This window comes from Bacillus sp. OV166 (assembly GCF_900177675.1).
Classification (GTDB): Bacteria; Bacillota; Bacilli; order Bacillales; family Cytobacillaceae; genus Neobacillus.
This window is the reverse complement of sequence record NZ_FXWM01000002.1, coordinates 1-26826: the sequence shown is the minus strand read 5'-3', so window position 1 is coordinate 26826 and position 26826 is coordinate 1. Positions and strand designations below refer to the sequence as shown.

At 35.8% G+C, this 26826-nt stretch carries 24 protein-coding genes and 1 pseudogene; 21 read left to right on the top strand and 4 right to left on the bottom strand.

Annotated elements, in window-relative coordinates; translation table 11 throughout:
* The first annotated feature begins 299 nt into the window (after positions 1-299).
* Together CCK98_RS31880 and CCK98_RS35800 are read left to right on the top strand one after the other, a co-directional pair.
* Positions 300-1400 carry a glycerophosphodiester phosphodiesterase family protein gene (locus tag CCK98_RS31880; RefSeq protein WP_088090642.1) on the top strand — a complete coding sequence of 367 codons (1101 nt, stop codon included), beginning with the start codon at positions 300-302 and terminating at the stop codon, positions 1398-1400.
* Positions 1401-2084: 684 nt separating this feature from the next.
* A complete protein-coding gene (locus CCK98_RS35800) occupies positions 2085-2234 on the top strand; it encodes a hypothetical protein (RefSeq protein ID WP_088090641.1) in 150 nt (49 codons plus the stop codon).
* Positions 2235-2267: 33 nt separating this feature from the next.
* Here CCK98_RS35800 and CCK98_RS31870 read toward each other — a convergent pair whose 3' ends face one another.
* Complete coding sequence (locus CCK98_RS31870) at positions 2268-2531, bottom strand: hypothetical protein (protein WP_088090640.1); 264 nt, start codon at positions 2529-2531, stop codon at positions 2268-2270.
* A gap of 1065 nt (positions 2532-3596) precedes the next feature.
* Between CCK98_RS31870 and CCK98_RS31865 the strand changes: the two genes are divergently transcribed.
* Together CCK98_RS31865 and CCK98_RS31860 are read left to right on the top strand one after the other, a co-directional pair.
* The gene (locus tag CCK98_RS31865; RefSeq protein ID WP_088090639.1) at positions 3597-4106 is read left to right on the top strand and encodes a DinB family protein; all 510 of its coding nucleotides are present in this window, start codon (positions 3597-3599) and stop codon (positions 4104-4106) included.
* A gap of 297 nt (positions 4107-4403) precedes the next feature.
* Positions 4404-5006 carry a CBO0543 family protein gene (locus CCK98_RS31860; RefSeq protein WP_256942604.1) on the top strand — a complete coding sequence of 201 codons (603 nt, stop codon included), beginning with the start codon at positions 4404-4406 and terminating at the stop codon, positions 5004-5006.
* 178 nt (positions 5007-5184) lie between these two features.
* On the opposite strand, the gene CCK98_RS31855 is transcribed toward CCK98_RS31860, so the two are convergent.
* Entirely contained in the window at positions 5185-6687 is a 1503-nt protein-coding gene (locus CCK98_RS31855; RefSeq protein WP_088090638.1) for a phospholipase D-like domain-containing protein, read from the bottom strand.
* A gap of 619 nt (positions 6688-7306) precedes the next feature.
* On the opposite strand from CCK98_RS31855, the gene CCK98_RS31850 reads away from it, so the two are divergent.
* From CCK98_RS31850 to CCK98_RS31770, 17 genes and pseudogenes are all read left to right on the top strand, one after another.
* Complete coding sequence (locus tag CCK98_RS31850) at positions 7307-8581, top strand: IS110 family transposase (protein WP_088090637.1); 1275 nt, start codon at positions 7307-7309, stop codon at positions 8579-8581.
* Between the two features lie 699 nt (positions 8582-9280).
* On the top strand, positions 9281-10315 hold the full coding sequence (locus CCK98_RS31845) for a DUF3231 family protein (RefSeq protein WP_088090636.1): 1035 nt from the start codon (positions 9281-9283) through the stop codon (positions 10313-10315).
* Positions 10316-10327: 12 nt separating this feature from the next.
* Positions 10328-10774 (top strand): hypothetical protein, encoded by a 447-nt coding sequence (locus tag CCK98_RS31840; protein WP_179196049.1) that lies wholly within the window; start codon positions 10328-10330, stop codon positions 10772-10774.
* A 113-nt stretch (positions 10775-10887) separates the two neighbouring features.
* A pseudogene (locus tag CCK98_RS31835) lies at positions 10888-11151 on the top strand (DUF2750 domain-containing protein); the annotation flags it as partial.
* Between the two features lie 1018 nt (positions 11152-12169).
* Entirely contained in the window at positions 12170-12583 is a 414-nt protein-coding gene (tnpA, locus tag CCK98_RS31830; protein WP_088090634.1) for an IS200/IS605 family transposase, read from the top strand.
* 125 nt (positions 12584-12708) lie between these two features.
* The gene (locus CCK98_RS31825) at positions 12709-13815 is read left to right on the top strand and encodes a hypothetical protein (RefSeq protein WP_088090633.1); all 1107 of its coding nucleotides are present in this window, start codon (positions 12709-12711) and stop codon (positions 13813-13815) included.
* A gap of 16 nt (positions 13816-13831) precedes the next feature.
* Positions 13832-14161, top strand: coding sequence for a CagC family type IV secretion system protein (locus CCK98_RS31820; protein WP_256942603.1), 330 nt, complete (start codon positions 13832-13834; stop codon positions 14159-14161).
* A gap of 14 nt (positions 14162-14175) precedes the next feature.
* Entirely contained in the window at positions 14176-14574 is a 399-nt protein-coding gene (locus CCK98_RS31815) for a hypothetical protein (RefSeq protein WP_088090632.1), read from the top strand.
* Positions 14567-15226: a TrsD/TraD family conjugative transfer protein gene (gene trsD / locus CCK98_RS31810; RefSeq protein ID WP_088090631.1), complete on the top strand. Its 660-nt coding sequence runs from the start codon at positions 14567-14569 to the stop codon at positions 15224-15226. The genes CCK98_RS31815 and trsD overlap by 8 nt, the downstream gene beginning before the upstream one ends.
* Positions 15227-15247: 21 nt before the next feature.
* Positions 15248-17221: a VirB4 family type IV secretion system protein gene (locus CCK98_RS31805; RefSeq protein ID WP_088090630.1), complete on the top strand. Its 1974-nt coding sequence runs from the start codon at positions 15248-15250 to the stop codon at positions 17219-17221.
* A gap of 12 nt (positions 17222-17233) precedes the next feature.
* Entirely contained in the window at positions 17234-18577 is a 1344-nt protein-coding gene (locus CCK98_RS31800) for a type VII secretion protein EssB/YukC (protein WP_088090629.1), read from the top strand.
* A 5-nt stretch (positions 18578-18582) separates the two neighbouring features.
* Positions 18583-19638: a lysozyme family protein gene (locus CCK98_RS31795; RefSeq protein ID WP_088090628.1), complete on the top strand. Its 1056-nt coding sequence runs from the start codon at positions 18583-18585 to the stop codon at positions 19636-19638.
* Positions 19639-19650: 12 nt separating this feature from the next.
* Positions 19651-20247, top strand: a complete 597-nt coding sequence (locus CCK98_RS31790) for a hypothetical protein (RefSeq protein WP_088090627.1) — start codon at positions 19651-19653, stop codon at positions 20245-20247.
* 40 nt (positions 20248-20287) lie between these two features.
* Positions 20288-20722, top strand: coding sequence for a hypothetical protein (locus CCK98_RS31785; protein ID WP_088090626.1), 435 nt, complete (start codon positions 20288-20290; stop codon positions 20720-20722).
* Between the two features lies 1 nt (position 20723).
* Positions 20724-22319, top strand: coding sequence for a VirD4-like conjugal transfer protein, CD1115 family (locus tag CCK98_RS31780; RefSeq protein WP_088090625.1), 1596 nt, complete (start codon positions 20724-20726; stop codon positions 22317-22319).
* Positions 22316-22813 (top strand): hypothetical protein, encoded by a 498-nt coding sequence (locus tag CCK98_RS31775; protein ID WP_088090624.1) that lies wholly within the window; start codon positions 22316-22318, stop codon positions 22811-22813. The genes CCK98_RS31780 and CCK98_RS31775 overlap by 4 nt, the downstream gene beginning before the upstream one ends.
* Before the next feature lie 13 nt (positions 22814-22826).
* Positions 22827-23669, top strand: a complete 843-nt coding sequence (locus CCK98_RS31770; protein WP_088090623.1) for a conjugal transfer protein TrbL family protein — start codon at positions 22827-22829, stop codon at positions 23667-23669.
* A 96-nt stretch (positions 23670-23765) separates the two neighbouring features.
* Here the strand turns inward: CCK98_RS31770 and CCK98_RS31765 are convergent, their stop codons facing one another.
* Both CCK98_RS31765 and CCK98_RS31760 read right to left on the bottom strand, forming a co-directional pair.
* On the bottom strand, positions 23766-23960 hold the full coding sequence (locus CCK98_RS31765) for an IDEAL domain-containing protein (protein ID WP_088090622.1): 195 nt from the start codon (positions 23958-23960) through the stop codon (positions 23766-23768).
* 309 nt (positions 23961-24269) lie between these two features.
* Positions 24270-25217: a DNA-directed RNA polymerase subunit alpha gene (locus CCK98_RS31760; protein ID WP_088090621.1), complete on the bottom strand. Its 948-nt coding sequence runs from the start codon at positions 25215-25217 to the stop codon at positions 24270-24272.
* Positions 25218-26826 lie beyond the last annotated feature (1609 nt).

Sequence of the window (26826 nt, the reverse complement as noted above, 5' to 3'; positions counted from 1 at the left end):
GGAATGCTATCGGGGCAGTTTAGTGGATGAAGAAGTCAAAAATTTGGCTGTTTCTTTTATGAATGTTGCTAAATTAACAAATAAATGATAAAAGGTTAACATCTTTCTTTATTAATATAAGAATTATTGTTTATCATTAATAGAAATATTTGCTAGGTTTAGAGACTGCGTAATTCGAAATAACCATGATAATTTACATGGTTTTCTTTACCATCTCTTAATATGTTTTTAATAGAGAATTTACGTCGTTCAACTAAGCTTATAAGGTACTATATTATAAGTTTTAGGGAGTTAAGAATATGACAAAGAAAAAGTTTGTACTAGCAACGATGGCGGCCCTCATGGTGTGTACAGGTGCCGGCCAATTGACCGCGCAATCAGCTTCTGCTGCTGAGAACTCATCCATATCCGAAGATTCAAAAAGCTTCGGTCATAAAGGGTTCGACCTGGAGGCGCACCGCGGTGGAATCGGCCTTACCAGTGAATCAACAATCGCGTCGTTTTCCCGCGCCCTCGAAGTTGGAGTGAGCACACTTGAGATGGACGTGCAGATTACCAAGGACCACCAAGCCGTTATCACACATGACCGCAAAATCTCGGGTGCCAAGTGCCAGGATACAGGCCCGGCATTTCCTGGCGACACTCAATATCCATATGTCGGCAAGTATATCAAGGATCTCACACTTGCCCAGGTGCGTACGCTGGACTGCGGTTCGCTAAAGTTATCACAATTCCCAGGCCAGACATTGAGCCCCGGAGCGCGGATGCCGATGCTAAGCGAGATATTCGATCTCGTTAAGCGTTATCATGCCAACAAGGTGTGGATGAACATCGAGACAAAGGTAGAAGCCGGTGCACCAGAGCAGACTGCTCCACGTGAAGAGTTCGTACAGATTGTTGCCCGCGAGGTTCGTAAAGCTGGAATGATTAATCGGGTGTCCATCCAAAGCTTTGACTGGGGTTCACTCATGCGCATGCACGAGGTCGAGCCGCGCTTGCCGCTCGTCGCACTGACCAACGGTCCGCAGTTCTTGCAGCCTGGTCAACTAGGTGCTTCACCATGGTTGGGTGGAATTGACATCGACGACTTCGGAGGCAATCTTGTGACGGCAGCCCACTCATTCGGTGCCTATGCCATCTCCCCTGTGCACGGTTTTCCGCAAGACGGTAAAATCACCGATGCGAACTATCAGCCATACGTAACGAAGGATATGGTGCAGGAAGCCCACAAGTACGGCATGAAGGTCATTCCTTGGACAATCGACGACGAGCCAACCATGAATAAACTTATGGATGACAGTGTCGACGGGATCATCACCGACTACCCTGACCGACTTCGTGCTGTCATGGAGCAGCGCGGTCTAGAGCTGCCAAAAAGCTACTCTGCTCCAAAAAAGTGAGATATATAATAATCACTATTACGACGGAAATTTTTCCGTCGTTTTTTCTTATGCTGAATTTAATGCAAAATACATTGAGGAAGAATAAAGTGCTTATTAATCTAACGGGTGCAAGAGTTCATGATTGGGTTGGCTTTGGCAGCCCTTTTTTCTTGTTCTATTTGAATAAGGTAATATTTGGATTAAGATAGATATAAGTAGAAAAGTTAATAACAAGGGGTGATTTTTTGGAGAAAAATATTGGGGATGTAGATTTTTTTAAACAAGTAGTAAAAAGACTTTGCAAAAAAAAACAATATTTCCCCTCAGAAACCTAAATTTGAAATCATCGAGAACGTAATGGTTATTAGCATTAAGAACCATTTAAAAGATGGAGTAGACTTAGATTGTTTTAATATTTTAAACCTTATTTACCGAATAATTGGACCTTTAGAAGAGAGCTGAACAAACAAGAAAAAGAATTATTGAGGCTTATGCAGAGTGTCAAGGCATTTTATTTTGATTATAGCAATGAAATGAATACCATTTGGCGATGAATTATTTTACTAAGTTTTTAATGTTTTTACTGATATATGCAAAGTTAGCAGTACACTAATAAAGTAATAAGGTTTACTTCAGTAAAATAAGGTATATTATATTTGTTGAATAGATTCTCTTTAAAGACAAGAAAAGTAGGTGAACAAAGTGGGAAAATATCAATTGGATACCAAAGGTAAGGTAGCTGTGACAAAGTTTCATGAAAAACAGACGCCTGCCAAATTTGATAAAAAGCAGCAACTTGAAAAAATACGTGCGGAGTATTTGAAAAAGAAGCAAAAACAAACAGATAAATAATATGAATGAAAACATAGGAAGACTAAAATCTCCCTATGTTTTTCTTATTCGAAGTTCTTTTTTCAATTGATGATAGAGTTTATTATTCCCATAAATTTCAGATTCGGTGACAAAAAACTCGTCATCAGATATCCATTCCTCACTAAAAATTTCAGTAGCAGAATCAATAGACCAGCCGTTATTTTGGATACACCAGTAATCTCCAGAAGAAATTTTTAAAACATTTGGATACTCACTTGGCTTAGGTAGCTGAATAAAAAGATAAGTCTCGATCTTTTCAGCAAGATACTTTCTCAACACCCCACACTCAAAGAAAGTCAGGGAATACCAATGCGCTGAATTTACTTCTAATAACTTAAAGGTAAACCAATGAGTAAACCTATAAAAAACCTACTATATCAACGTTTATAGGTTAAAAGGTTTACAGGTTTACGCAATTATGGAATTCTTTATATAAAAAAATAGATAGATGATGAGTTAGAGTTAGCCTTAGACAAAATTAGCTTATCAATCATCATTAGAAAGTTTGAAAATCGCTTAGAATGGTTTTCTGAACACACAAAGCTGATTAATAAGCATAGATGGAATGTAGCAAGCTACCAGCGTTTAGCTTAATAGCTTTTATTGCTAGTAGTTTTCTTACCACAGCTAAACATTTCTGATATGCTCCAATAAAAAATAAAGCAACGCATTCCAATATAGAAACGGCTGCTTTAATTCATACTTTCAATTTTACACTTGACGAGTTTTTTATAAAAATGGTTACGGTTTTGGTTACGTTTCTAAATGGTTGTAAATCAATTCTAGTCAATTGCGATAGTTAAGAAACATTGTATTCATCGTAAGAACTAATATAGAATAATTTAAAATAATTGGAAAAATATACCTCAATTAAATAAACTGCAATCTATTAAATTGTTGATATATCAATGTTTCTAACGTATTTTTTGATGAATTTATAAACTTAGTTACGTTTTTGATTACGTTTTTCCCAATTTTCTGTATATGGTGCAAACAAACACAAGAAAATAGGTAAGTTATTCATCGTTCAAATATATACAGGCTATTTTTTCAAACCTCTTACTTATGCAACTAACGCATGCTTTACTTCTTTATGGGGCTGGAAACAGCTCCATTTTCTAATGGAACTAAAGGGGCAGGTTAGTGGAATAAAAAGTGAATTAATCCATTATTATGTGTATTATGTTAACTGCATAAATCAGTTGTACAGAGATAATAAAGTTGATTAATTTGCAATTATTTTGCGGTAATGAAATTAAATATCAAATAAAGGAAATATCTTCTTGACAGTCGAATATTAGTCTAGAACCATAATTAACTATTCCGATGAGGAGGATTCTTGTGCGTCCACGACCATTATCTATTGAAAATCCAGAGTATGATAGGTATGTTAGTCTTGTGCCAGATGGAGATATTGAAGAAATACTAAGTAAGCAACGAACTAAGACCATTACCCTCTTGAGCAGCATATCAGAGGAGTCAGCAAGGAAGGCGTACGCACCAGGGAAATGGACTTTAAAAGAAGTGATTGGGCATATGGCCGACGTGGAACGTGTGATGTCGTATCGAATGCTTGCCATTGCACGAAATGAAAGTGCGCCACTCCCAGCAATGGATCAGGATCAATACGTTTCTGCGGCAAACTTCAACAAATTATCCTGGGAGCAGCTACTAGCTGGTTTAGACACGGTACGCTCCAACACGTTAAGTCTTATTTCAACCATTGATGATGCAGCATGGGATCGTAATGGAACTGTAATGAACAGCCCAGTTTCGATAGGTACCTTTGCATATGGCATTGTCGGGCACGAGTTACACCATATGAAAGTGATTAGTGATAAATACTTATAAGTCTTTTTCTATTAATGAAAAAACCTAATTTCTCATTTAATGCTGAGAAATTAGGACAATTATAGGCCCCCATCCTTAATGAACTAACGGGTGCAAGAGTTAAATAAGGGACCGCTGCGGCGATCCCTTTTTCTTGTTGTGCTAACGGGGCAGTTTAGTTGAACAATCGTCATTAGCTTTTTTTCAACAATCGGGCCATATCATTGAACAAGGATCCTTATTATTTCTATGAATTAGTGAATTCAAATAGTATCTTGAATCGTTAAGATAAATAAAAGTTATTTAAATAGAAAGAAAATGGAAATCATAATTATAACTTACAAAGCCATAATTGATTTAGAGGTGATAAAGATTAGCACTCGATTCGAAAACCTCTATAACGTGCGTTTATTAGAAGACAAGTTATATTATTTAGATCTAAACGGTTGGTTGGAGAATGAATTTTTAACCTGGGAATGGTGGGTTTTATTCTGTTTATTTATACTTCCTTGGTTGTTATGGTGGAAACTTGCGAAACGTAAATGGTTAGTGGAGTCTCTTCTGTTCGGTGTTATTGTAATGGTGATTACACTTTTATTAGATACAGTCGGCTTGCAATTTACTTTTTGGGATTATCCTGTCGAATTTTTACCTGTTATTCCAAGGGCGTTCCCATTTGATGTTTCCATGGTTCCGGTTCCATACATGTTGTTATGTCAATATTTTCGAACATGGAAATCCTTCATCATAGCTCAAATGATTATGGCATTTGCATATGCTTTTATCGGAGAACCCTTGTGCGAATGGATCGGCCTAATTTATTACTTGAAGTGGAATTACCTGTACTCATTTTTTTATTACATCATAATTGGGATTGGAATTCGAGCTCTATTACTTAAAATCGTTTCTTCTTCCAAATAGATGCCACAACGATAAATGAAAATTAACGCAACTATTTTCGATATAACCAATGTTTATTTGAGACTAACCTTTCTCGTTATGACAGCCCACACCATTCATAATTATTCAAAAAAACCCTCAGATTTAGTTTATCTGAGGCTTTTCGAATGTATATAATGGTTAGCATCAAATTTTATGGCTACAACAACGGAAAAAGGAGGCGGGCGCCTTGCTGCATTAACCGCTGTGAAGGAGAGCGTTGTAATAAGTCTTCCATTTGCAACGGGACAGAATCATTAAGGTCTCGTTCGAATTGTTCTGTAAGATCCCTTGCCACGTCCTTACTGTACATGAATTCACATACTTCGTAATTTAAGCGAAAGCTTCTCATATCATAGTTTGCGGCTCCCACTTCAGCTACTTCCTCATCGACGACTAACGACTTAGCGTGTAGCATTCCTTTGTTATATAAGTAAATTTGAACCCCTGCTTCCAGCAGCTCTCCATAAAAAGTAAAGCTTGCAAGTTCAACGAGTTTTTGATTCACTTGACGAGGAACCAGCAATCTTACACGTACACCACGGGCCACTGCTGTCTTTAGTGCCATAATAATATCTTCATCAGGTACAAAGTATGGTGTCGTAATATCAATGGTCTTTGTTGCTTGCGTCAAGGCAGTATAATACGCCTCCCTAATGACTGGAGTAGGAATCTCTGGATTGCCTTCGAATGTCTGAACATATGCCTCGTGTGTTTTTTTACTGGTCGGGACTGAATTCGCGTCTGTGCTATCTATAGTTCCTAACTCACTGCTCCATTCTGTCATCATTGAAGATAAGTTTGGGCTGGTTGAAGGGGTAATTAGGGAACTCTTATTTTCTGTTTTTGTTTTCATCCTCGATCTTTTCCTCATATGTTCCGGTGAAGCGATATTCCAATGAGCTTCGAAGATCCTTTGCAAGTCAACTGAGGCTTCACCCACAATTCTTACATGGGTATCACGCCAGTACCCTACGTCCGGATTTAATCCAGTATATTCATCCCCAACATTAATACCGCCAGTAAAAGCTTCCATATTATCGATAACGACAATCTTACAATGATCCCGGTTATTCAACGTTGAGAATATCCAAGGAAAACGTAATGGGAAAATGGTGCGACATTCAATTCCTGCATCCATCATCCGAAGAATCTGAGTTTTGGACAACTTCTTGCTCCCCCACCCATCTCTTATAAAGCGGATATGCACACCGTCCAATGCCCGTTCAATCAGTAAGTCCGTAATACGATTTCCAATTTGGTCATCTCTATATATGTAATATTCAAGGTCAATCGTTTTTTTGGCGTTTTGTATAGATTCCATAAGTTTATCATACGTTTTAATCCCATTTATAAGCACTTGTAATTGACTATTCCTAATTCCTTCCACTGTCAAATATTTCAATGCTTGTGCAATTACCCGGGCTGATCTACCAAAGGAATCAGGCAATGCGTCCGATTCATTGTGTGGAGAAGTAAGCCTTTTACGAAGATTAATCCGTGGTGGATTCGATGTGATGAGATAGAAAACAAAACCAATAACAGGGAAGATGAAATTGATTGTTAACCAATTCAGAGCCACTGCCGGTCGACGTACCTCGCGAATCGCAATGATTAGCATAAATACTGAATTAAACAAAAAAAGCCCAAAAATCCATTCCAAAAAAATCCCTCCTCCATTTTTTTTTAGGGTGTGCAACTACAACTCGTTTATACTTTTATAAGTTATTATCAAGCCGAAGACAGAGAACATATATATACACATTTCTATAATGAATAAATTAAATAAATACCGTGAAAAATGCGGTTTGGAACCCATTAAGTAGACCGAACTTTAAGTAACATGGAACTCATAATCTATAATGGATAGTTAGATGAAACGCGGATGACGGGAAACTGTCACGTTCCGTGTGGAGCAGGGGAAAAGCTGGAGATAACATCAAATGCTTACTTATTGCTAACGTATCTTTAATAAGATTTAAGCAATGATCTTCAACAATCGTGCGCTTTTCTTTAGTAAGAAGGCGTCTTTTTGATATGCCCCTACACATTAAGGGATTAGATTTTGTTAAGGTGAAAAAAGATTGTGAAGGTTTTCACTTAAACTACGGGTGCTTTACTTTAAGATCAGGTTGCTGCGGCAGCCTTTTTCTAATTGTGCTAACGGGGCAGGATAGCATTCCTGTAGAGAGTTAATTATTGACTTTGATAAAAAAAGAGCTCCTCAGTAAGATATGAGTATAGACATCACTCTAACTCAAAACTTAGGAGGAACCCCTACTATGAAGTTTAAAATGCATAACAAACAAAATCAACTAATAGAAAGAATTTCCGATAAACATCTCGTTGTCGGCGTAGATATTGCACAACAATTTCATGTCGCCAGAGCCGTAAATTTCCGTGGAATTGTAGTCGGAGATCCACTGGCCTTCGAAAATAATGAAGAGGGATTTGCTAGTTTATTAATATGGATTAAAAATCTTCAAAAGTTAAATAACCTAGATACAGTTATAGTTGGGATGGAACCAACTGGGCACTACTGGATCAATCTTTCAAGATGGCTTTCTAAACAAAATATTGAGGTTGTAACAGTAAACCCACATTTAGTAAAAAGGAATAAAGAAAATCGTGATAATAGCCAGTCAAAAAGCGATAAAAAAGATGCTTTAGTCATCGCTGATATGGTAAAGAACGGTTACTACTCCTATGTTAGGTATACATCAGAATCATTCGAAAAACTGAGGGTACTTATGTCTAACCGTGATGTAGTAGTTAAACGCCTCGTTAGTTCTATTAATCAATTAAATCGATGGGTAGATATAGTCTTTCCAGAACTTCGACAGGTGTTTAAAGAAGTTACGGCTAAAGGGGCAATCGCAACCCTTCGTCTATTTCCATCTCCCCTTGAATTGTCAATTATGGAGCCTAGCGAGATTATAGTAGGTTGGAAATCAATTATGAAGAGACAACCTGGTTTAAAAAAAGCCCAATTGCTTCTTCAAGCAGCTAGAAAATCAGTGGGCACCAGACAAGCATTAGATGCGTATAAATTTCATTTGGAACAATTACTAGAGGAGTATGATTTAGCCGTAACACAACTCGAAAGAGTTGAAAAACAAGTTTCTGATGTATTAAATAAGATCCCTTTTGCCAAGAAACTGCTTACCATTAAAGGTATTAGTGAAATTTCACTCGCTGGTATTTTAGGTGAGGCAGGGGATTTAAGCGGTTTTTCTCACGGCAATTCTCTACTTCGTCATGCAGGTTTACACCTAGCTGAAGCAAGTTCGGGGAAGTGGAAAGGTCAAATTGTCATCTCAAAACGTGGAAGGTCCAGGCTACGACGATTCCTCTACTTAGCGACAATGAGCCTTGTGATGAATAACCAGGAATTTAAAGCAATTCACTCCCATAATGTTAAAGTAAAAAAAATGAAAAAAATGAAATCCATTATGAAATTGATCGGAAAACTAGCACGTATATTTGTAGGAATAGCCAAACGAAATGAATCCTATTGTCCGGAAAAACTACAACATTTAACTTCTTTAGCTGCATAAGAACTAATAGATTCTTAGACCAGTTTACCCGAGAGGGTAAACTCCAATAAATAATTATAAAGAGTGTATGTTTCTTTAAATTTATCGAATGTTGGCTTATTCGTAGGATTTCAAATATGTACGGAGTACCAGATTTCTTCAACAAAAGGGCTCGGACCCATTAGGATAGCATAACTGGCCTCCACCCCTTGGATAGGCATGACGAAGGAATGAGAGGGCAAACGACCCGTTGAGACATGGGAGGGAAAGCCTCCAGGGGCGGCGTGGAGCATGTGCATTATATGGTAAAATATGGAGTAGTAATTCACTCCTTTATTTAACTATGCCTTCACGAAGCCATAATGATCTGAACTCATTTCATTTAACCGTTAAATCTAAATAAAGGGTTATGAAATCCTGCGAATAAGCGAGTATTCGTTAGAAAATCGTATTAATCTGAGGGAGTTGAAGAAGGAATCGAATTGAGATGAGGAAAAATCATCAAAACCTTTAGCTTATTTACGCTTGTCTTTTCCCTGTTGAAGAGACTTTTGAAACCCTTAGAAAGTCCAAGCTTGTTATTGCTTGATTGACTGAGCGTACAAAATTACCTGGTATAAATCTCCCTATTAGGTTTTGATGGTTTTGATTAGTTTAACTGTTGAGTATGATTCCAAATGAAGGGAATACTAACCTAAAGCGTGCAAGAAGGGAGTAACCATGGAAACGATTAAGCCGATTAAATTAGGTTCATACAAAGAAGAAACTAGTGAAAAATTAACGTCAGCAGAAATGGGCAAACTTTGGGCTACCTATATGGGGAACAGCATGTCAAAGTGCATTTTAAGTTATTATCTCCAACATGTTGAAGATAAGGATATAAAAACTTTATTAGAAAATGCATTAAAATTGAGCCTGGAGTTCATGAAATCAACTAAGGAAATATTCGAAAAGGAGAGTTTCCCTATTCCTAAAGGATTTGGGGAAGAAGATGTAAACCTTGGAGCTCCACGTTTATTTCAAGACCAATACTATGTTCATTATTTGAAATACGCAGGAAAAGCGGGAATGAGTATCTATAATGTGGCAATACCCCTCATCATTAGAAAGGATGTAAAAGAATTCTTTAGGTATTGTATGGATGCCACAATGGATTTAATGGAGCAAATCAATGAAATATTGATGAATAAGGGGTTTATCATCAAACCTCCTTTAATTCCAATCCCTGAAAAGGTGGAGTTTGTTCATCAGGATTTTTTAAATGGCTTCTTGGGACATGTGCGTTCCTTACATGCATTAGAAATTGCTCATCTGTACGATAATATTGAAAATAACATAACTAGTAAAGCACTCATTATGGCGTTTGCCCAAGTTGTAAAGGATGAAGAGATTCGAAAATTGCTTGAGTGGGGTAGGGATATGACCTCCACAAACATTGAACAATATATGCAAAAGCTACATGATGAAAATCTACCTACGCCTTCTTTTTTGGACGATTTGGTGACAACATCAACTTTTTCACCCTTTTCAGATAAATTAATGTTATTTCATAAAATGGATATGTTTTCAATGAAAATAAGAGCATTTGGAAATTCAGCAGCAGTTAACGGAAGGCATGATATTGGGCTAATGTATACCAAGTCGTTAATGAAAGTCTCCCAATTTGTTGAAGGGGCAGCAAAAATTTTTGTTGAAAAAGGCTGGATGGAACAACCTCCACATGCCGTTGATAGAAAAAAATTGGCATCCGATTGAGGTTTGAAAAATGTGAATCCAAAAGAAAAATTGTTATGGAGCATTGCTTTTCCTGGTTTTGGGCAAATGCTTAACGGAAAGTATTTCAAAGGAGCTCTTTTTATCCTATTGGAATTTGTTATAAACGTTCAATCCCATTTTAACGAAGTAATCATGCTTAGTTTTAATGGGGAAATTGAAAAAACCTTTGCACGCACAGAATACCAATGGCTTATGTTTTATCCATGTGTATACTTTTTTGCGATGTGGGATGCTTATAAAGATGCAGGTGGAGATAAAGAACCTTATGCTTTCCTGCCGTTTGTGTCTTCTGCTTACCTTGTAACAGTGGGGCTTATGATTTCTTCAAAAATAAAGGTATTCGGATACCTGTTAGGAACAGTGTGGTTTCCAATGTTGTGTGTTATCCCTGGTGTTGTTATAGGGATATTGATTAAAAACTTATTAAGAAAAGGGTAAAGCTTGGCGAAAAAATGCCAAGCTTTTAATTTTAAGCAAATCAACAAAGTTATTTAACAGAGCCTATTAAAAAGGTCGTAGATTACGAGGAAGTTTAGGGGCTATATGATGATGGTTGGGCAACTGCACAGGATGATGATGGAAATATGTTGATTCCTTTCTTTCCCAAAAAAGAATTTGCGATAAACGGTGCAGTTTATGAGTGGAGTAACTTCAAAGCTGAGCCAATTGAATTGGCTGAGTTTATTAATGAATTTCTTATTCCAATGAAAGAAGATAGAGTTAAACCATCGATATTCCCTACAGACAATGATACAGCAGTGGCCGAAATAGATGTAATTTTAAGGGACTTAAATAATGAGTTAGAAAATTATTAATAAAAGAAAAGACTTTTTTGATATTAAGAAGTTTGTGAAAAAATGTACTTACGCTAACGGGTGCTTTAGTTGAACAAGACATTACTCAAGGCCAATCTATAATTGGTCTTTTTTCTTTGGTGAATAATCAACAATAAATTAACAGAGCCCTTTTGAAAAAACTGTTTCATTTAGGTACACCCGAATGAGACCTCCGGCAGCTCACGGCAGAAATATATTTATAGTGTCTCAATTAAATGCCTCAAAACCCGGGATAATATTCTAGTAAATATTATATAAAAGGGCAAATGACAAATGAAAAAGGGGGACGCCAGGGTTTCAACTAATGAGAAAAATATAATATAAAAACATAATTTGTAATAAATTCAAAACATATATCATCATATACATTAATATATAATTTATTATTAAAATCATCTCTAATTTTATTGTTTACTACAACAGATAAGTGGTTAATACAATTTATAGTTCTTTCTTGAGAAGGGATCTTAAAAAACATAAATAACGATAATTATGTAAAAAAAGTACTGGCCCTTTAATAACTTAACAAGATGATTACGAATCATAATGAAAGAAGAATAGGTAAATAGAAAAACTCTAACCAAATTACGGTTAGAGTTTTGTCTATATAGCATTGTGCCAGGATTTTTGCCGATTTCAAATACTGTGGTTATTCCAAAACTCGCCAACCTGAAGGTCCAGAAATAAGTCACCTGAAGGTGACGAGAGCTAATAAAGGTTGGTAGCTATTAAAAGTAAAACGAATAGAAATAGATAGAAGTAAGAAAAAAGGTTGTTAAAAAGTAATCCCGAAACAATATGACTAAAGTCTGCTAAAGCTAACAACTATTGTTGGGCTTTTTTACCATATTCAAAGCTAATGACTCATTTTTAATATAGTTTTAAGATAGTACTATCTGAATATATCGAAAATAGTACATTTTTGTTAAAATCTAAATAGAACAAATATTCGTACTATATAACAATATCATATAAGGGAGTTGAGAGAAAAATACATATGTATGAGATTGATTCAAACAAATACCACGTGAGTTGTTTGCAATATCATATTACATTTTTTACAAATAATTACATAGTGCTAGAGAAAGAGGAAGTAGACTTTATAAAGTCCTATTTTAGAAACGTCTCCACTCGTCATGAATTTAAAATCGTGGGAATGGAGATCTTTGGGTACAGCGTAAAACTAGTTATCAATTGCAAAACGACTCATTACATACCCAATATCATGAAAGCTTTAAAAGGTGGATCGGCAAGGTTTTTGTATAAGGAGTTTCCGGAAATTAAAATAAAAAACGGTGGAAGTCTGTGGGATCAAAAGTATTTTATCTCAACTGAGGATCAGCAACTAGATAACTTGGTACAGGACTACAAGGATGAAAAAAGACTTTCTTTAAAAGGAAGAATCCAATAAAAGGTGGGGTTAAACTTCAATAAGAACAGTATTGAATCATAACTTTATGAAGATCCTTTTTCAAACATGACCAATTTTTATAGACCCTTGATAGCATCAGTTTTGACCAGAAAGGGGATTATCTTTTGAGAAACGATTCTATCGAAAGATCCGTTAATGATTCCATGCTCACTATCGCCGATTACATTTTGCAAATGATCGAACAGACTAAAAGGCAACAAGAATTAGATATAAAAAGGCTCGCGGTTGGCGATGACTTTTCATTATTGAAGGAAGAGAGGGAAGAAGCTGAGTACGAACTGTATTACACTTTAATAGAAGAACGGCAACCAGATCTATTTGAAGTAAATGGAGATTTTGTAGAATCCTTTCCCGTCGAAAAAGATAAAAGCTTTCTTCAGGTTTTTCATAAAAATGGTCAATTTTATGGTGTTTATAAACATGAGTCCAAAGAAGCTCACAAAGTGACTCATGTTTTTCAATCCAAAGAGGAAGTGCTTAGGAGCACGTTGGGAACCTCCGAATTCGAAAAGTTCCGAGGGCAATCGTTCTTTCTTTCGAAAGACGGGAAGGTTTTTTCTCTTCAAGATAATAAGCAATTTCGACTCAATTTAGTAAAACCTTATAAAACCCTATCATTTTATGAAAGTATTGAACAAGCTCGAACCTTTGTTGTTAAAGAAGAACTGAAAATCGATCCGAAATTAAGGATACAATCTCTTCGTAGAACATTAGAGGAACACCATATTCCCTCTGATCTTATAGGTAAGACTGTCACGTTAAACAGTATATCCAAAGATCATGAAGACGTTAGAATCTCCTTTGAAGAGGATGAAAAAAAAAGGTACATCAGGTTACCTGACCTTTCTGAAAAATGGATGGAAAGAGTAAGAAACAATCAAAGAAGCAAAGTAGCGTTTGATGAACTTATCATGGATAGTCGTTCGATTGGAGAAGGTTTTCTTGCTTTTTATGGCATTGAGATAAATAAAGAGCTTCAAACAAGACAGCATGATTTTGAAGTGATTTCAATTGCAGAAGGTTCGTACATTGGGAAGTTAAGTGGGAATGGTAGGGTAAAGAAACTATCACCTTATTTTTCTGAAGAGGAGGCAAAGAAACAATTAGAAAATTTGACTAATTATATTCAATTAGAAAAACAGAATGAAAAATACATAGATAAAGAATCTGGTCCGACCATCAAATTCATGGGTAGAAGTGAGAAACAATGAAGGGGGAAGAGGAATAGTGAAAACACAAAAAAAATTACAACCAATACTTTTGTTTGCAGCTCTTATGGTAGGACTCTATCTCATACCGGAGCATGCTTTTGCTGCTGGGGAGGTGGAGGCGAAGGTGAAGGAAGGGCTAAAACAAATTCAAGCATTTTTAACTGGCATTGTGGTGATCGTTGGTATCTGCGTTGGAGTCTGGATTATCATTAAAAAATTACCTGGCGTAGACGATCCGCATACGAAAAATGAAATGTTCCGAGGGGTAGGAATGGCACTTGCAGGGGTCGGGTTAGCATCGGCTCTTGTATGGATTGTCCCGTGGGTATATGGGCTATTCGCTTAATCGAGGTGGTAAGTATGACTACAAAAGAAGATGTGAAAGAAGTACTTAAAGAATTACTAGGGCAAGAAGATAATCGGAAGGGGAAAACGTTTGTTTTCCCTGACAATGTAAACCGATCTTATAACATAGTGAAAGGTTTATCGATTGGAAACTTTTTTAAATTTATTTTGCCGGCAGTTGTCATTGCAGCAGGAATCCTTCTTATTCCACCCTACTCATTAGGGTTTATGATGGTCAAAATGTTCTTTGTAGCATTGTTGCTATTAGGCTCTTTTATTTTTGCAGTTTTACGTCCCATTACATCTCGTCCAAATATAACCTACAGTAACTATATGAAACTAATTTTTAATTACAACAGTAGACAGAAGTTGTTCTTTATGAAATCGAATAAAAGGGATGAATTCCATGGCTAGCCATAAAAAGAAAATAGATAGAACAGAGTTTGACTTTGAAGTGGAAACCCTTGTAAATAAGGGACAAAGAACGATTCAAGATCTAAGCGTGATAGAAGGTATATATAAGGATTATGTACTTCTGAAAAATGGGTACTTAGCATCCATTTTGCAAGTAAGTGGAATCAATATGGATTTATTAGCTGAGTATGAACAGAATCGCTTATTTGAAGACTATGGATCATTTTTAATGAGCCAAGTCCACGATCAATTACAAACCATCTCTATGACTGTACCTGTGGATTTGAGATCGTACAACTTAGGTTGGAAAAAACGATATCTTCAAGAACTTGAAAATAAAGAGAATGCCGGAAATGATTATAAGAGAAAATTAATCGCCTCATATATAGATCACTTCCAAGGTATCGGGGTTAAAGATGAAATGTCCACCAAACAACACTTTATTGTTATAAGGGAGAAAATGAACAAACGTACTTTTCAGGATTTAGAACGTGCGGAAAGTATTTTAACAAAAAAGGTGGAGGAAATATCAAACTCTTTACAATCTACTTTCGAGGCCTACGATATAGCGATAAGAAAATTATCTGAAAAAGATACGTTAACTCTGCTTTACCGATACTTTGATTTTGAAATGTCGAAACTTTACGTTTAACCATTCGGGAAGGAGAAAATCATGCCCTTTTCTTTAGCAACACTTTTTCCATTGAAAAAACGTGAAAATAAACAAGAAGAACAGATGCAACAAAGCCATCAAGACATGCTATATGGGGTTTTAGAGACAGAAGAGCTTAATTCTATCTATCCCTTTGTTTGGAAGGAAAATAAGAGTTTCATAGAAAGTGGAGGAAACTTCATTAAAGTGCTGGCCATTGTTTCTTATCCTAAAGAGCAAAAAGGAAACTGGCTTTCTGACTTGAAACGCTTGAAGGGAAACATTTCTTTTGTCCAATATTTAGAGCCTGCTAACTCTGAGGGAATGATTAGTTATTACAATGACTCTATTAAAAATAAGGATGCTGAACTATTAAAAACAAGAGATCCAGCTACGCGTATCAGATTACAATCAGAACTTGATAGTGCCAGATACCAACTTAATCAGGTTTTAACCAACCGTTCTAACTTTATGTATCTCTACACGTACATTTTCATTCAAGCGATATCCCTAGAAGATTTAAAGACCTTAGAGGACAATGTCCAGAGGATTTGCACAAAATTAAGAATGAAAGCTTTAAACCCTCATTATGCTGCACCAATGGCTTTCTGGTCAGCTTTACCATTAGGCGATAATCAATTAAAAGATTATACCTATCAGATGTGCAACAGTGAAACAGCCTCTTCTTTTTTTCCATTTGATGATTCGGAAATTTGTTACCTATCCCCAAGGGCTCAAGTGGAAGGGATTAATAAGACAACCAATTCATTAGTAGCGATTGATTATTTAGATACGCATCGTACATTAAACCAAAACATGGTCGTTATCGGAACATCCGGCGTTGGTAAATCAACATTTATGGTTCAGAAGATTCTTCGCTGCTTCGCAATGGGAATCAAAGTGTATATCATTGATCCAGAAAGTGAATACTCCCATATCGTGAAAAGTCTCGGTGGAGAAGTGGTACATCTTAGCAGTAATAGTGCAACAAAGATCAATCCTTTGGAGATATTTTCAACAGAAATTACAGACACCGAAGATTTTAATACGGATGCAGAATTCGTCAGAGACCTTGTGAAACAGAAGGTCCAACGTCTTAAGGCGTTTTTTAAAGTGTTAAAAGCCGATTTAACACAGGTTGAATCTAGTATTTTAGACAAGACACTAACCCATCTTTATAATCGCTTTTCAATCAATGAAGAGATTGATTTTAAAAATCTGAAAGCCACTGACTATCCTACTCTTCAAGATTTTTACAATGACTTAGGGGAACTAAAGGAAAATGATATCGAACGGTATGAAAAAATCCAAGATTTTTATTTTATATTAGAAAGTTATGTTCATGGTTCAAACTCATTATTTAATGGTCACACGAATGTGAATATCAATAATTCCTTATTCTCCTTTAATTTAAAATCACTTCAAAATGAAGTAGATGTACAGGCAGCCTGTTACTTTAACATTTTCGGTTTCTTATGGGACGAAGTAACAAAAACAAAAGATGAGTTAATTTATCTGTTTATTGATGAATTTCACTTCTTATCGAAAAATCCTGATTCTATGAGATTTTTCTATCAAGCGTATAAACGATTTAGGAAATACAATGCTGGAGCGATTGCAGGTACACAACAAATTATTGATGTTCTAGATACCACTGATAACCTGGGGGCAGCTATGATTGAAAACAGCCATACAAAAGTATTTTTTGGTCTAGACAATAAAGGGGTAGACGATGTAGTGAAAAAGATTAATCTATCCTTTTCTGATGAAGAGATTTCCTTATTACGTGCAAAACGACAAGGAGAAGCGTTGATTACATATGGATCTCAACGTGCTTTTATCAGGGTGGAGCTTACACAAGAAGAACTTCGTCTTTGGAATAAAAAACGATATTTTGAAAAGTATGGGTTGGATCCTGACGAAATCCCAGACTATGAAGCTAGGAACGAAATGACTCCGATTGAAAAAGAGGAAGTACGAAATTTTGTTCTGTAAAGGAAGGACATAATGGTGAAAATCCAATTATTCGAATTCGGAACGTTATTTATTCATCAAAATAACCACTATCGTTTGGAAATACCTGCAAATAAGGTGTTGGCCGAAAGATCAGAAGATGTAAAAGATCTTCAAGAAGATTCACCTTATTTCTTTACTCTACGTGATATAAAAAAAGAAAACGATCGATTTATTCTCAACTATGTGATGGAGGAAGATTACCAATCACTCATTACAGCAAAAGAATATTCAAGTGTACTGCGTCTGGCCTTAGTAAACGAGTTGTTGGAGATGGATCCGTTAAATAAAGTAAAAGAGATAGTATTGATTCATCCCAGAAACATTTTCTTTAAAGATATGAAAACACTAAAGTTCCTATATAGAAGCAATCAATGGTTACCCTATGATGACCATATAGAAAAGCTGGAACAGTACAAAATTTTAATTATCTCTATGTTCTCACGTTTCACCTATGAAAAATATAAACGAGAAAAAGGTAATCTCTTAAAAAAGGAAAAAGATGAATTTCTATTTAGAATTGACAATGCTGAATCTGTTGAGGATTTGAAAGGATTGATTTCCAAGAAACTGCAGAAGGAAGAAACCAATCATTTCATCGGATTGGAAACGGAACAACAAAAAACCAAGAAGCAAAAGAGGATCATGGCGGGTATATCGTTTGGGATTTGTGCGTCTGCCTTAGTTTTAGCCCTTTTTCTTAACAAATCAGCAGTAAATAGAATTCAATCGGTCCATGCGATGGAACTTAAAAAGGCTGAACAAGAATCTAAGTTTTATAAAATGCTAAGTGAAGAAAAATTCGATGAAGCCATTTCCTTTTTGAAAAAAAATAATGGCAGTAATAAGGAGATTGCGAAGGTGTACCTTGAAAAAGGTGAGTATCAAAAGGCAATTGATACCGATAAACGTTTAATTAAACCCACTGTGGAGGCCTTATATAAAGCGAATAAAAAGGATGAAATACCAGGGTTAAAAGCTGAAAGTGATTATTTGGAGATTGAAAAGAAAATACTAAGATATGATTATAGCACTTTGTTATCGATGCAAGCATTTGCAAAAGATAAAGACCAACAGCTTCGTATGGGCAAAGCCTTTACAGAACATGGAGATCTTGAAGATGCTAAAAGTTTAAATGAAAAGTTGAAAAGCAAAGAGTTAGAGATCACTATTAGAAAAAAAGAATTGGAAAATCAAGTTGCTACGTTAGAACAACAAATAAAAGAGATTAACGAAAACGTAAAACCAGAAGACAAACAAAAAGAGCTTGATTTCAAAAACAAGGAACTTAAAAACGCGATAGCCGAGATAGAGAAAATTAATAAAGAATTGTGGTGAAATAAGTGGCAGCATTAGCCGCTGTTAAGGGGACTGTTTTTGTTGTTAGGAACTGGAAGGAAATCACAGTAGGAGTCGTTTTCGCTTTCATACTCATGGCCGGTTTGCTGCTTGGAATGAATACCTCTGAACAACAGCCGATTGAGAACATTAATTCACCATTTGGCGCAGCTGATGTCCCACCAAATATTGCGCAATGGAGAGGATTAGTTAGTGAATATACGAGCAAATATGGAATAGCAGAATACACAGATTTCCTTCTAGCTCTTATGTATCAAGAATTAGGGAATTCTCAAACGTTAGATATTATGCAAAGTTCTGAATCTGCTGGGCTTCCACCGAACTCTATACAAGATCCCGTTATGTCCGTCAATTTTGGTGTTAAACATTTTAAATCAGTTTTACAACAAGGGCAAAAAGATGAAGTTGATTTTGCTACGATCGTTCAATCTTACAATTTCGGTACTGGATACATAAACTTTGTTGCTTCAAATGGTGGTAAACATTCAGTGGATTTAGCCCGAAAATTTTCTTTGAATGAAGCATCCAAACAAGAGTGGGTTTGTTCCGACTGGAGAGCACCTTACTGTTACGGAGACTATACGTATGTACAAAAAGTAATGAAAAACCTCATGCCTCTAGATATTGCTGTGGGGGGGAGGAATTATTCTCCGATGGGGGAGCAGGCATTTAAAGCGATTATTTCAGAAGCACAAAAATACGTAGGCTGGCCTTATATGTGGGCAGGTGCTAACCCTGGTACAGGATTTGACTGTTCTGGCTTTACACAATGGACATTTGCTAAGGCTGGTATAAAGTTGCCACGAACTGCTCAAGGACAATTCGAGGTTTCTTCTAAAATCCCACCAGCAGAAGCAAAGCCAGGTGACTTTATTTTTTATACGGGTACATATGAGACAGACAATTATATCACGCACGTTGGAATTTACATGGGGAACGGGAAAATGTTTGATTCAAATGGTTCAGGCATTGGAATGCATGATATCGATTCTCCTTATTGGAAATCCCATCTGGTTGGTTTTGGTAGAGTAGCAGATTAGGAGGGAAACACCTTGAATAAAGTATTGGCTGTCTTTTTAGGGATATCCATTCTGGCAAATGTAATCTTGGGTTTAATGTACGTTGGTCAAAGAGCAACGGTCTCCCAAGCAGAAGAAAAAACCGTAGATTCTAAAAAGCAGATCGTTCAGTTAAAAGACGAATCACATAAAAAGGAAAAAGCCCTTACCACCTTTCGACAGAATGAATCTTACTATGAAATTGAACATAGTGAAGAGGTTAAACGTTTTGTAGATGAAACCTTTAAAGAACTATTTAATTATGATAACAAAACTTATGCTGCACGTTTTGATCTGGTCCGCAACAAATTAGCAGAGTCAGTCATTTCAAAACTTATGGCTTCAGGAGAAATGGGTAGTACACAAATTGAATTTAGTAATAAAGTGAAGGCTTTAAATGTATATCTAAGTGCTGTAGAAAAAGACCAAGCAAAAGCTCTTGTAAACATGGAAACACAATACTCGGTGGGTGGCAGCGAGTTCCCAAGAAAAAATCAAATATATGAGGTTACACTTGTTCAAAATGGGGATAAATGGTTACTTGATAAATTAGAATTAATGGGATCTTTCGAACCCTTTGAACAGAACTAAGTAAGCGGTCATCAACGGTAATGCAAAAGGAGAGAAACCCATGAAAATGTTTGGTATTCGACTATTGTTAACGATCTTTTTATTGGTCCTTCTTGAACTGATCGTAATCAATTTAGCTGGAATCCTCCCATTTATTGCAGCACACAAGGCAAATATTTCTGGTGCCCCATACCAGGAATTCATAACAGAAAACCTGCTGCATCCGATTGAGAGTTCTACGCTTATGATTGAAGAGAAAAATCCGCTTTTCTTCTTAGGTAGTGTGGCAGTGCTCCTTTTATCCTTCTATGCTGCTTTTTTTATGAAAGGTGCTAAAGGTAAATATCAGTTAGCAGACAAATACGGTGTTCATGGATCAAGTAGATTCGCTCACAAGCATGAAATATTTAAACATGGCGAGACAGTTAGGGTTCCAATAAAACAACTTATGAAAGATCTTGAAGCAAGTATGCTAGATACGAAAGGGGAGAAGTAAAATGGCTGTAAATTATATGGACAATAACGGAATCATAGCTGGTATTTTGAATCATGCGGTTATTGTCCAGCCTACAAATTCAAACCTTCCCAACAGAAATCACTTTGTAGCCGGTGGTCCAGGATCCTCCAAAACACAAGGGTATGTGGTAACGAATGTGTTACACGAAAAAGAGTGTTCCTTAGTCGTTACAGATCCCAAAGGTGAGGTCTATGAAATGACGTCTGAGGTTAAACGAAGGCAAGGTTATGAAGTACACGTGGTGAATTTTTCAGAAATGGAGTACTCTGATCGCTATAATCCTTTTGATTATGTCAGGGAGGAAATCCAGGCATCCACGGTAGCCAATGCGATTGTTGCTTCTAAAAATGATCCAAAACGAAAAGATTTTTGGTACAATGCTCAATTTAGCTTGTTAAAAGCATTAATCTTGTATGCGGTTCACGAGATGCCGCCCAATCAACGGAACATGAAAGGTGTTTTGGATTTTTTACAAGAATTTGATCCAGAGGAAAGCAATGATGGTGCTAGTGAATTAGATGAGCAATTTTTAAGACTAGATAAATCGCATCCAGCAAGAAGAGCATATGAGTTAGGATTTAAAAAGTCCCAAGAAAAAACTCGCGCAAACATTATCATCTCTTTGCTGACAACAATTGGAGACTTTACTTCCAGTTCGGTTTCACGGTTTACGAGTTTCTCAGATTTCCTCTTAGGAGATGTGGGAAAAAGGAAAATAGCTTTATATGTTATTATTCCTGTAATGGATTCTACATGGGAAGGTTTAATTAATTTGTTTTTTAATCAAATGTTTCAGGAGTTGTATAAAGTAGGTGCTAAAAACAGGGCAAAACTCCCTCATCCAGTGGTTTTTATCTTAGACGAATTCCCGAACTTAGGGAAGTTTCCGGACTATGAAAGGTTCTTAGCAACCTGCCGGGGGTATGGAATTGGGGTTCTTACGATTGTTCAAAACATTACTCAATTGCAAGAAAAGTATGGGCGGGAACAAGCTGAATCTATTTTAGGTAACTGTGGAACAAAAATTTGCTTAGGAAATGTAAACGAAACAACTGCAAAATACTTTTCTCAGTTAATGGGGAAAACAACCGCCAAAGTAGAGACAGGATCATCTTCAGAATCAAAAGGGAAATCATCAAGTACTTCTTCATCATCAAGTTACTCATACACAGCACGGAATCTAATGAATGAAGATGAGATTCTAACCATGCATAAAGATGATTGCATCATTATCATTACTGGGAAACACCCCATAAGAGCGAAAAAAGCGTATCAATATCACTTGTTTCCCAATGTTACGAACTCATTTTATGCTAGTCAATTAGACTATCAAAATAGCCCTTCACAAGAGGTATTAGACTGGTTTGAAGATAAAAAAGAAGAATACGAAAAGTATATATATTCGAATGATCGGAAAGTTGCGTTACAAAAGGCTGAGGTTGAATTGCATGAAAACCAGGTAAAGAAAGCAAAAAAAGAGGCTGAATTGCAAGAAGAACTTGCAATGAGCTTTTTTTCTCAAAGGTATTCAACTCCCAGTGAAAATCCATCAAAAGAGGGGAGCACTTTAAAATGAAAAAAAAAGCTTTGCTTATATTTGTATTTGTATTAATGGTAAGTACCTTTCTTGCTGCATGTAATGGCAGTGGTAATCAATTTGATCCAAAGGTTGAGCAAGAAAAAGCAACAAAGGTAATGAACAGTGTTTTAAATTCCTTTGATGATGAAGAAAAGTTAGCTGAAGCAAAAACACGTGATGAAGCAAATCAAATTGCATGGGGGAAAATTAAAGAAAAAAATGCTAAGGCAATCTCTAAGGATCTAAGCAAAGATGGTCAAAAACTACTATTATATATATTGACTGTAAACAAAGCTGAAGACTTACCAAACGGGGAAACAAAATCAAACTTACTATTTAGTCAAGGTGCAAAAATTAAAAGTGTCAGTTTAAATGAAACTGAAAAAAGATTCACTTTTGATATGGAACGATACGAGATTGATCATAAATTAATCACCCTAGAAAAGCAGGAACATGTTTGGAAAATTGTAAGAGTTGAAGACCCTGAATAAGAGGTGAGTAAACTTGTTTAATTTTAAGGAAAAAATTGTTGAGGCTATCCAAGGTATGTTAGAAGATTTCATTGAATGGGCTCTTCTAATGTGTAATGATTTGTTATTAAAACAAAATCCTGAAATTCAGTTCTTTACTACAGTCAATAATTTCTTGCTAGCCTTAACCTCCACAATAGCTGTAACCATTATTTTATATAAGATTATAGAGGTTATGTCAAGGAATGCTGCAGGAGATGCCGTTTCATACGGACCTGTTATAGTAAATACCTTAAAAAGCGCCTTACTGTTACCTGCAATGCCTTTTATTCAAAAGATCTTGTTAGAACAAGTCGCTTATAATATGGGAAACTGGATGATTGGAGAAGGAAGTAAGGTTAGCAAGGAAAAAATCAATGATATGTTTGATCCAAATAACTTTGATACACTCCATTTTCAAGGTGCTGCACTTCTTATCTTATTAGCCGTATTTGCAGTAGCATTTATAGCATTCTTATTTTCAGTTGCTGTATTCCATGCAGATATTATGTTCCTGTATTTGCTATCTCCATTGGCTTGTGTATCAGTCATTGCTAATGATAATGAATACTTGGGTGTCTGGTGGAGAGAATTATTAAGTCAGATTGTAACTATTATTGCGAAAATCTTTTTATTCGTTGTAGCCCTAAGTATTTTAATCAATGAAAATATAACGTTTCTCAATTTCCTTTTACTTATGGGATGTTGTGTTCTCCTTATTAAGAGTCCGTCCGTACTTAGGAACATGTGGTATTCAACGGGTTCTGGAAGAGGAATGATGGGGGCAATGGGTGGTACAACAAAACTGGTAGCTAGGAGATTTCTATTAAAAAGGTAAAGAAAAGGCGACACCGAGTCCAATAATAGTTCAACAAGCAGTATAAAAGGATCTTCGACTGGAAGATCCTTTTGAGAACGATTACATAAAACAATTTTAAGAAACTTTCTTTAATTCCTCTGTTAATCGTAGGAATTCTGCTTTATTTTTGTCTCGTAAGGACAGGTCGATTTTCTTTTGAATTTTCTCTTTTCGGAAATCACGCAGGGCTTTGTCTAACACCATTTCAGCAAATAGAGAATCCATGACATTTACTTCAGGTTGTGGTGAATTAAGCAAGTTCTTTTCCATAAGAAATCAACTCCTTGACCTTTTTTCTATTATACTAATAATTTTCTGATTATTCAAATATTTGAAATTGGTAATTTGAGAGAGCAACAAAATGAAACATACTTTATCTGCATATTTGGTTACGAATCAATTCATGAGTATGGAGGAAAACATAATTGCACTGTCCATGCAGTAAGTAGGTATTCATAATTAATTATCACCTACTTACTACATTTAAAATCATTTATAACTACCGCCCATTAGTACTTTCTTCGAGATACCGGTGAACTTTTGCTTCAGGGGAAATCACAAGGAAAATAATGATGGATTTTAATCATCTTTGCGTACGATTATATCCAAACTTTCTAATTTATCTATGATCTCTTTTAGAGACTTTTGTCCTAAATTACGTAATTTTCTTATATCTTCTTCGGACTTATTAGCTAAGTCATGAATAGTATTAATCCCATTGCGTTTTAGACAGTTGAAAGAACGAACAGAAAGGTCTAAATCCTCAATAGTTAGGTTAAGCATTTCTTTTTCTTTTGAAACTTCTTCTCTTTCCAGCATAATTTGGCTATCTTGTGATTCAGGATTAAGTCCTACTAATATAGATAGATGTTCATTAAACATTTTTGCACTTTCAGAAAGGGCTTCGCTGGGCCCTAAACTCCCATCTGTCCAAAGTTCCAAAGATAACCTTTCAAAACTAACCAATTGACCGACACGAGTGTTTTCAACTATATAACTAGCGCGTGAAACCGGTGTATAGATTGAATCGATTGGTATGACTCCTACTTGAAGGCCTTCACGTTTGTTTTGCTCTGCTGGAACATAACCACGTCCACGTTTTGCAGTTAGGCGCATTCTAAAATGTACATATTCTTCAAGGGTAGCAAGATGTAAGTCGGGATTTAAGATCTCTACATCACTATCATGAGAAATATCAGCAGCTGTTATTGTACTGGTTCTATGTACATCAATCATCAATTCTTTCTCATCGTCAGAGAAAATATTCATAGATAATTTTTTTATGTTCAAAATGATGGTTGCTACATCTTCTTCTATCCCTTCAATAGTTGAATATTCATTCTGTACCCCATCTATTTGTATGGAAGTGACAGCGGCACCGGGGAGTGAAGATAAAAGGATGCGACGTAATGTGTTGCCAAGTGTCGTTCCAAATCCTCGCATGAGAGGTTGAACGACAAACTTTCCATAATTGTTATCCTTGCTAATCATAACCCTTTCAATTCTCGGCACTTCAATTTTTAACATCCGACTTATACACTCCTTTTAGTCATAAACTCAAAAAACAACCTATTATATTTAGTTAATATACTCCTAGTACTATAATGAATGCTAATTTTACGGGTAAAAAATGTATTTAACGATTGTTTTTCCTGTTCAGCTGTAGGGAAGTTAGAGAGAGATCGTGAGTTAAGAGTGGATGTGATGGTCGCTCTTCTTTTTATCCCTCAAATACTACTCTTTGAAGTCAAGTTATCGGAAAATCAAGTAAAAATAGTTAGATAGGGGATAAATGAGGAGTGACAAAATTATCGCTCTTTTTTAATTCTATAACACTCTGGACATTTGTAATGAACGAACATTGGTTGTTATAAACATCGGTCCTGACCCAGTACTCTGTACATTTTTTCCGATTCCTAAAATTAAACAATTATTTAAAATATAATTCAACATATATGTCAATTTTAACTTATGATAAATAATATAAGTTGTCTTTTATTTCATTGATAATAATATATGATTTTTTGAACAACCTTTTCTTTTAGTAACAGGATATGCGATATGCAATATGCACTTTTACTGGGAAAGAAGTCCTTTGAAAAGGGTCTCTTTACCTTTTATTGATTTAAAATGTAACATTGGTTTGTTACCAAATCATTTTTCATCATGACTTATTCATAGAGGATTAGTCATTCAGCGTAGTATGACAGAGTAACTTTAGGTGCTATGGGAGGCAGCAAACTAGTAACTCGAAGATTTTTATAAAAAGTTACATAAAGAGTACATTTTCATATTTGTGTACAAGACATTAAAGATATTAGTGATATATAAGAACCATCAGTTTTGTTCAAATTATTCAATGAACCCAAAGAAAAAGGCCATTCGTTTTAGAAGCAAATGGCTTTTTAAATAAAAATTGTATATTCCTTGATTTTGTGCCAATCGCTTTGGGAGGTATATTTTTGGAGAAGAGGCCCAAACAATTTATTTACTAAAATACATTGGACTTCCGTTATTGGGAGTCCACAGCATGTATTAATCTTTTTTGGAGAGCAAGAAAATAACGCCTTTTTATTTTAGCTTCTTTTATTGCTGCTAAAAAGAGGGAGTAGGACTAAATTACACCACACCTATTATCTAAACTGACTTAATAAAAGCAGTTTATAAATGCCTTTTAAAATAACTGGTCGAAGTACAAATTTTTTGTTTGATTTATATTATGTCGAAGGTGTGAAAGTTTCTTGGGTTAATGCCTCAGAAATAGAAATGTTTGGCTGGCGGCCTTACGGCTAATAAAACAACGACTTCTGGGCCAAGCCTCTCAATCAATTTGTAGATTATAACAATATTTATATAGGCTAGGAGAATTATTCGGAGATTACCATTCAGCATAATGGTCATTGTTATTAGGCACGCCACTCGAAAGATGATTGATCTTAATCCTTCCGTTTAAGATTCCTTGACTTTTTCCGAGGCATTTGGTTCCCAAAATGCATTCATTTTCAAATATGCTTCTATCTTCCTCTGTTCACATATTTGCTGTTAGAGCCGTTACGGTGAACCGTACCATAAGTAAATATAGGTTTCTGGTCGATTCTATTGGTTAGTTAGATTTGAGTATTTGTTTCCACACTCT